The organism is Anaeromassilibacillus sp. An200 (genome assembly GCF_002160025.1).
Classification (GTDB): Bacteria; Bacillota; Clostridia; order Oscillospirales; family Acutalibacteraceae; genus Caccousia; species Caccousia stercoris.
This window is the reverse complement of record NZ_NFJU01000072.1, coordinates 1-6,823: the sequence shown is the minus strand read 5'-3', so window position 1 is coordinate 6,823 and position 6,823 is coordinate 1. Positions and strand designations below refer to the sequence as shown.

General features: G+C 45.5%; 11 protein-coding genes and 1 pseudogene. 10 read left to right on the top strand and 2 right to left on the bottom strand.

The window, feature by feature from the left end; genetic code table 11:
* Nucleotides 1–112: 112 nt before the first annotated feature.
* Together B5F35_RS17150 and B5F35_RS17145 are read right to left on the bottom strand one after the other, a co-directional pair.
* Complete coding sequence (locus B5F35_RS17150; RefSeq protein WP_162611473.1) at nt 113–559, bottom strand: DUF3021 domain-containing protein; 447 nt, start codon at nt 557–559, stop codon at nt 113–115.
* A gap of 5 nt (nt 560–564) precedes the next feature.
* Nucleotides 565–1,014 carry a LytTR family DNA-binding domain-containing protein gene (locus B5F35_RS17145; RefSeq protein ID WP_087242794.1) on the bottom strand — a complete coding sequence of 150 codons (450 nt, stop codon included), beginning with the start codon at nt 1,012–1,014 and terminating at the stop codon, nt 565–567.
* 177 nt (nt 1,015–1,191) lie between these two features.
* Between B5F35_RS17145 and B5F35_RS17140 the strand changes: the two genes are divergently transcribed.
* From B5F35_RS17140 to B5F35_RS17095, 10 genes and pseudogenes are all read left to right on the top strand, one after another.
* Nucleotides 1,192–1,965: an ABC transporter ATP-binding protein gene (locus B5F35_RS17140; RefSeq protein ID WP_087242792.1), complete on the top strand. Its 774-nt coding sequence runs from the start codon at nt 1,192–1,194 to the stop codon at nt 1,963–1,965.
* Complete coding sequence (locus B5F35_RS17135) at nt 1,962–2,714, top strand: ABC transporter permease (protein WP_162611472.1); 753 nt, start codon at nt 1,962–1,964, stop codon at nt 2,712–2,714. Before B5F35_RS17140 ends, B5F35_RS17135 begins: the two co-directional genes overlap by 4 nt.
* A gap of 165 nt (nt 2,715–2,879) precedes the next feature.
* Nucleotides 2,880–3,200, top strand: a complete 321-nt coding sequence (locus tag B5F35_RS17125) for a hypothetical protein (RefSeq protein WP_442856494.1) — start codon at nt 2,880–2,882, stop codon at nt 3,198–3,200.
* The gene (locus tag B5F35_RS19705; protein ID WP_442856493.1) at nt 3,137–3,301 is read left to right on the top strand and encodes a hypothetical protein; all 165 of its coding nucleotides are present in this window, start codon (nt 3,137–3,139) and stop codon (nt 3,299–3,301) included. Before B5F35_RS17125 ends, B5F35_RS19705 begins: the two co-directional genes overlap by 64 nt.
* Nucleotides 3,294–3,491 (top strand): helix-turn-helix domain-containing protein, encoded by a 198-nt coding sequence (locus B5F35_RS17120; protein WP_079699044.1) that lies wholly within the window; start codon nt 3,294–3,296, stop codon nt 3,489–3,491. The genes B5F35_RS19705 and B5F35_RS17120 overlap by 8 nt, the downstream gene beginning before the upstream one ends.
* A gap of 128 nt (nt 3,492–3,619) precedes the next feature.
* Nucleotides 3,620–4,087 (top strand): hypothetical protein, encoded by a 468-nt coding sequence (locus tag B5F35_RS17115; protein ID WP_087242788.1) that lies wholly within the window; start codon nt 3,620–3,622, stop codon nt 4,085–4,087.
* A gap of 321 nt (nt 4,088–4,408) precedes the next feature.
* A complete protein-coding gene (locus B5F35_RS18565; protein WP_140401275.1) occupies nt 4,409–4,915 on the top strand; it encodes a hypothetical protein in 507 nt (168 codons plus the stop codon).
* A 6-nt stretch (nt 4,916–4,921) separates the two neighbouring features.
* Nucleotides 4,922–5,323 (top strand): plasmid mobilization protein, encoded by a 402-nt coding sequence (locus B5F35_RS17105; protein WP_087242786.1) that lies wholly within the window; start codon nt 4,922–4,924, stop codon nt 5,321–5,323.
* Nucleotides 5,295–5,978, top strand: a pseudogene (locus B5F35_RS17100) (relaxase/mobilization nuclease domain-containing protein); the annotation flags it as partial. The gene B5F35_RS17105 and the pseudogene B5F35_RS17100, both read left to right, overlap by 29 nt.
* A 112-nt stretch (nt 5,979–6,090) precedes the next feature.
* Nucleotides 6,091–6,823: MSCRAMM family protein (locus tag B5F35_RS17095; RefSeq protein WP_330396280.1), on the top strand; the 733-nt coding region annotated here is incomplete at its 3' end.

Genomic DNA, 6,823 nt, shown 5'->3' with positions numbered 1-6,823 from the left:
AATGCTCATGTGCGATAAAGTATCATAAGAATTTATATAGACAGCTACCCACTATCCGTTTTGTCCACAAACACGATAAGGCAGTCAAAACCGAGCGTGACTGCCTTATCTGTTATTTCAAATCATCTTTTTCCAGTTCTTTTAGTTTTTGATTGATATTTTTTGCCTCAATGTATTCAAACAAAAAGAATATCAGCCATATAGCAGCAAAAATCCCAAATGCAATCAAAATTTGAACGACTGTATATCCAATTTTTTCGGGATAAAAAGGAATCCACTTTAAGTGAATTGCTATGGGATAATAAGTGCCCATACCAATCACAAAATGGAAAAGTATTTTATATCTCATAGGGATTTTTTCAAATTGATAAATCACTGATGTTGAGGCACAAGCAATACCTGTCAGCATAGCCCCTATTGCTTGTGCGGCAAAATTTTGAACAATCGGCATTAGGTTGTTTTCTCCACCTGCAAGATATAGAAACAAACAGCTAACAACAAAAAATGTGCAACCGCATGAAATTCCATAGAACAAGTATTTTATTATCAATTTAATCATTCGCATTATTCTAATCCCAACCTTTCTTTGAAAGATTTGCGAAAGCTTCTGGAAATATAATCCTCCACGCCGTTCTTCATTACCAATTCCATTGTGCCGTTGAACGCAGCACAAACATGACTAATGCGATAAATATTGACAATAGTGGATTTTGAAACACGGATAAAAGAATTTCCTAAAAGGCTTTCAAGCTCATACAAAGGTCGTGCTAATGTGTAACGGTTTTTCAATTTATCATAACAGACGATTTCCCGTCCCTCTGTACGAATCAATTCTAAGCTATCAGGCTCAAGAAAGTATGTTTTTCCGTCTTTATCTGCAATTAAAGAACCTTGAACAGAATCCTCTTTTTCTAATAGCTTGATTATTTCTGCAATTAATGGAGTCATCTTTTTTATGTGAAGAACCGCACAAGGTTCTTGGCAATCTGGGTTTATGTTACATTCAACTTTCATGGACACACCACCTCTTTACGGTACTATTATATCATAAATTTCAAGATGGAAAATGCATTTTAGACATAGAAATCGACCTGTTGTACAGTGCAGCGTACCTCTGCGGCAACTCCTATTGTAAGAGAGTAAGCGATACGATACTATATAAGCAGACCAGTTGTAAAGGAGGAAACGACAATGGCAACTGATATTGTTTTAGTTGAAGATTTAACTGTATCGTATAAGAATGTTCGTGCGATAAACAATGTTTCATTTTCCGTTAAACAGGGGGAAATATTAGCAATTATTGGGCCGAACGGTTCTGGAAAAACTTCAACAGTTGAATGTATAGAAGGTTTACGAAAGCCTGACCACGGTTCCATCCAAGTTTTCGGTAAAAGCCCACGGGAAGAACGAAGTGAAATATATAAATTGATGGGAGTACAATTGCAGGAAACAGAATATCCTTCAAAAATTCGTGTCGATGAGCAGTGTAAATTATTTGCGAGTTTTTATGATCGTCCCGCAGACTGGAATCTTCTGCTTTCTCAAATGAATCTTGCTGATAAACGAAAGCGTCAAATCCATAAACTTTCAGGAGGAGAAAAGCAAAGACTTTCCATTTTGCTGTCGCTTATGGGACGGCCTAAGCTGTTAATCATGGACGAAATCACCACTGGCCTTGATCCAGAAGTTCGTCAGAATATGTGGCAAAGTTTTGATGCAATCCGCAAAACCGGTGTAACTATTATTTTGGTTTCTCATTATTTGGACGAGGTTGAAGCTCTTGCGGATAAAATCCTATACATGGAAAAAGGCAACCAGCGTTTTTGGGGAACACAAAATCAATTTCGTGAGTATGTAAAAGGCTGCATTCCACAGGAGGAATGGGATGACGGATGCTCTCTGGAAAAACTATATTTGAAACTTGTCCCCAAAACACAGGGAATCTCGATGGAGGGGATATTATGAAACGATTTATAACAATTTGCCAAGTAGAGTTTGTGCTATTTATCCGGGATTTTTTTGGATTCTTTTTTACGCTCGTCTTTCCCACAATGATGCTTGTACTGTTTGGAAGTATTTACGGAAATAATCCAATCTATCTTGGGGCTGAGGTAGGTATGATTGATGTTTCCGTTCCAGCTTATTGTGTCATGGTGATTGGCGTAACAGGTCTGATGTCATTGCCGTTGACTTTGGCAGAATACAAAGAAAAAAAGATATACAAAAGGTTTGATGCAACACCAGTTGGAAAGAAAAGCATTATGGTTGCACAAGTTTGCATCAATGTAGTTATGACTTTTGTAGGTTTTTTGGTTCTACTGTTTGTAGGATTGGTCGTATATCAAGTACAAATACGAGGAGATTTCTTTTCGATTCTTCTTGCCATGCTAATCTCGGTAGCAGCAATGTTTTCGATTGGCTTTTTCTTCACTGCTGTTGCACGAGATACTAAAATTACAAATCTGCTTTGTTACCTCTCCTACTTTCTTATGATTTTTCTATCTGGAGCAACCATGCCGGATATGTTATTCCCGGAAAGTGTAAGAACCATTGCAAATTTGCTGCCAATGACATACGCTGTTGATCTAATGCAAGGGATATTTAGTGGATATTCGTTAACGAATTATATTACAGAGTTGATTGTTCTTTTGGGTGTCACTCTGTTTTTCACCATTATTGGGGCAATGCTATATCGAAAAAAAGATTGGGCATGAGTTTTCTAAAATAGCAAATCCAGCCGAGCCAGTCAACGGTCAAGATAAACGGGCAAAAAATGCGCCGCCGTTGACAGCCCCGCCCGCCTTTGCTGATAGGCAATCAAGGGGGCGACAGCAAGGAGTGCTGCCGCCCCGCACTATTATCAGAGAGGGGGAATTTCCATGACCGAAGATGAAGCCTACAAAGTGCATATCCAGTACACATTCAATGCCTTTTGCAAGATTGTCATTCGTCACGCCGCCATAGATATAATTTTGAAGCTGCGCCGGAGGTGGGAACGGGAAGTTTCCCTTGACTATCTGATGAATGAGAAGTTTGTCCAGTTTGCCGAGCCGGAGCAGTTTGAAGAATATTTTTTACTGCCTGCGGGCAGACCGCCGTTCTATACCATGCGGAACTTGCCGCCGCCCTTGCGCTTTTGCCGGAGCAGACACAGGAAGAAATTTTCCGCTACTATTTCCTACGCCAGCCGCAGCGCGTGATCGGCGTACATATTGGCCGGACACGCAGCACAGCGGGGCGGCATATCCAGCTTGCCTTGAAGCGGCTCCGGCGGCTCATGGAGGGAAAACGCTATGAGTAAACTTCTCCCCTATGAAACAATAGTCAAGGCGCATGAGGGCGACCCGGACGCAATCGACACCGTTCTTTCCCACTACGCCGGATATATCCGCTACTGTTCCAAAGTACACGGGAAAGTCAACGCCGAGGTTGAGGAATATGTGAAGCAGAAGCTAATTGCTGCACTGTTCAAGTTTCGATTTGACCGATAAGCAAAGGACGAACACCGGCTTCCATTAGCGATTTTCCCCAGCAAGTTTACAATTCATCTATTCCCAAAGGTAGCTGGTCATAGTATAATGAAGCCAACGACAAATTGGAATTTGGTGGAGAATATACTATGAAAAATTTTTTATATCTTATCGTGCAGTGTACATGGGGTATTTTACAGTCTTTGTTGGGATTGATAAATTTTTTGCTTCATATTCGTGACAGACACTATTTTTATCATGGTGCAGTAATAACAGAATGGAATGATAAATCAAGTGTCTCTTTGGGAATGTTTGTATTTGTAACGAAAGAACCATACTTTTATGATAAATTAAAAGTTGAGTATACAAAAGATGAACTTTTAAAAAGACTTCTTGTACATGAATATGGTCATACATTACAGTCCCTTATTTTAGGTCCACTATATCTTATTGTAATTGGGATCCCTTCAACTTTGTGGGGATTTTTGCCGAACTTACATAAAAAGAGAAAAGATGAGCAGATTTCATACTTTTCATTTTTTACAGAAGGATGGGCAAATAGACTGGGTGAGAAGGTAACAGGTGAAAAGTCAATGGGGAATTTGGTAATAGATTAGGATTGATTACAGGAAGATAACTTCCAGTTTGTTAAGTAGACAAATCCTAAGTTATCTAGCCAATCTGCCCAAACTTTCAAAACTGAATACCAGCCGCCACCGGCGCGGCCAGCGAAAGCAGTAAGTCTGAAAAAGATTTGCTGCTTTTTTTGTTGCCCGGCTCCGTTCCCGGCCATTTTGCCCTGTTCAGATTGTAGTAGTAAGTGAGGGGGAAATTTTTCTGCCCCGGCGTTTGGCATTTTGGATTTTTGTCCGTAGTAAGAAGCAAAGAGAAAATAAGCCGTTTTGTTTGGAAAATTTCAAAACGCGGTGGTGTGGGGAGTGAAAGGAAAAATTCTCTGTTCTGCCGGTTGCCAAAATTCCTTTTCTCGCATTACAGAAGCAAAAGAAATAAAAGAAATTTTGAAAAATCTCCGTCCAGCGGGTAGCTGGCGGCCTTTGAAATGTACCTTTAGCGGAAAGGGAAAAAGCCGCAGCCAGCGGGCAGCAAAGCCCCGTTCCGGCGTCATATTGGCGAAAGGAAAAAAGGCCGCCCACAGCGGGCCGGAAGTCCTGTCCTGTCCGTTCTATGTACGGAAAAACCCGACAGGAGCAGTCTGCGGCAGTTACAGAGCAAGTATCGACCAGTGTACCAAATTTCGCTTTTCGCTCATTTGTCCCCCGGTCAGATACTTGTTGGGGTTGCCACCCCAAACCCGCCTTTTGCGGCTTACGCCGCCGAAAAATCCCCCGCAAATATTTTTTGGATTTTTCAAAAACAGTTCCGATTTACACCCTGTTTTTCTCCTATCAGTGAGAGGACAAACCGCAGCAAACGAAAGGAGATGAGCCACCATGACACGCAAGACCTACAACACCCCCAAGCGGAAATGTGTTGTCAAGACCCGTCTGACCGAGGATGAGCGCAGAGCCTTTGAGGACAAATGCGCCGCCCTCTCCATGAGCCAGTCCGAGTATATCCGGCAAGCCGTTTTTTACAGCCGAATTTCCCCTGTTATCCGGGTGACTGCCCACAGCGAGGAAATACTCACCGCCGTATCTTCCCTTGTGGCGCAGTACGGGAAAATCGGCAGCAACCTAAACCAGATCGCCCGGTATCTGAACAAATACGGCGCACCGTACAACGCCCTGTCCAGCGAGGTGAGAGCCGCCGTTTCCGACCTTTCCGCCCTCAAATTCGAGGTGCTGAAAGTGATAGGTGAAGCCTATGGCAACGATCAAGCATATCAGCTCTAAAAATGCCGACTATGGAGCCGCCGAAGCCTATCTGACCTTTGAGCATGACGAGTTTACCATGAAGCCCACCCTTGACGAAGCCGGGCGGCTCATTCCCCGGCAGGACTACCGGCTGGACACGCTGAATTGCGGGGGTGAGGATTTTGCCCTGTCCTGCATACGGGCAAATCTGCGATACGGCAAGAACAGCAAACGGGAGGACATCAAGAGCCACCACTATATCATCAGCTTTGACCCACGGGATGCAGCGGACAACGGCCTGACCGTTGACCGGGCGCAGGCGTTGGGGCTTGCCTACTGCAAAGAGCATTTTCCCGGACACCAAGCCCTTGTCTGCACCCACCCGGACGGACACAACCATAGCGGCAATATCCATGTGCATATTGTCATCAACAGTCTGCGGATCGCCGAGGTGGAGCGCAAGCCCTACATGGACAGGGCAAGCGACACCAGAGCCGGGGACAAACACCGCTGCACCGCAGCCGCCATGCGGTATTTCCGCAGCGAAGTCATGGAGATGTGCCACCGGGAGGGGCTTTACCAGATCGACCTCTTGAACGGCAGCAAAAACAAAGTGACCGAGCGTGAATACTGGGCGAAGCGCAAGGGGCAAGCCAAGCTGGACAAGGAAAACGCTGTCCTGCTTGCCGAGGGTAGGCATTGGGCTTGGCGAGGAATACAAGGATATTTCCTTTGGCCTGTACGCTTCGGAGGACCTGACTGCCCTGGACGGCAGCGTGATTCCGGCAGGCGGGCTTCTGGAAGTTGTGGCGGTTGCGCCGGTGGAGGACGCGCCCGGCCAGTATTCGGCGGCCTTTGCCTCCGACCTGCCTTTTGGCAGCTTCTATGTCCAGGAGCGCACCACCAATGAGGCGTTCGTGCTTTCCGATCAGCAGTACCCGGTAGTCTTTGCGTATGCCGGGCAGGAAATCGGCCTGGTTACGATTGCGGTCAATGACGGCGAGGCTATTTCCAACGAGATGATCCGCGGGCGCATTGACGGCGTGAAATACGGCGAGGACCCCGAAGGCGGTGAGGACCTTACCCTGGAGGGCGCGCTGATCGGCCTGTTCGCTCCCGGCACGGAGGAATTTACAGAAGAAAATGCCCTCCTTGTGACAACTTCCGGGGAAAACGGCGCCTTCTCCTTTGAGGATGTGCCTTTCGGCCATTGGATCATCAAGGAAATTTCCAGCCCTTCGGCTCTGTACTCCATCAGCCCGGAACAGCACCATGTCTATATCGGCACCGATGGACAGACCATTGAAATTGAGATTGACAACACCCTGATCCACGGTACGGTACAGGTTATCAAGACCGAGGCTGTGGACGAATTGAAGTCTATCCAGGAGGACGAGGAAAACAGTTCTGAAAGTGAGGCTGGCGAGACAGAAAAAAGCGCCGATGATGATACCGGCGAGGACACTGCGGACAATCCATTCCTCCACCGGCTGCCCGGCGCTGTCTTTGAGCTTTATGAGGACACCAACGGCGATAAGG

Coding starts and splice junctions, on each gene's coding strand:
- B5F35_RS17150 (WP_162611473.1), bottom strand. CDS start 559: ATGATTAAATTGATAATAAAATACTTGTTCTATGGAATTTCATGCGGT.
- B5F35_RS17145 (WP_087242794.1), bottom strand. CDS start 1,014: ATGAAAGTTGAATGTAACATAAACCCAGATTGCCAAGAACCTTGTGCG.
- B5F35_RS17140 (WP_087242792.1), top strand. CDS start 1,192: ATGGCAACTGATATTGTTTTAGTTGAAGATTTAACTGTATCGTATAAG.
- B5F35_RS17135 (WP_162611472.1), top strand. CDS start 1,962: ATGAAACGATTTATAACAATTTGCCAAGTAGAGTTTGTGCTATTTATC.
- B5F35_RS17125 (WP_442856494.1), top strand. CDS start 2,880: ATGACCGAAGATGAAGCCTACAAAGTGCATATCCAGTACACATTCAAT.
- B5F35_RS17120 (WP_079699044.1), top strand. CDS start 3,294: ATGAGTAAACTTCTCCCCTATGAAACAATAGTCAAGGCGCATGAGGGC.
- B5F35_RS17115 (WP_087242788.1), top strand. CDS start 3,620: ATGAAAAATTTTTTATATCTTATCGTGCAGTGTACATGGGGTATTTTA.
- B5F35_RS17105 (WP_087242786.1), top strand. CDS start 4,922: ATGACACGCAAGACCTACAACACCCCCAAGCGGAAATGTGTTGTCAAG.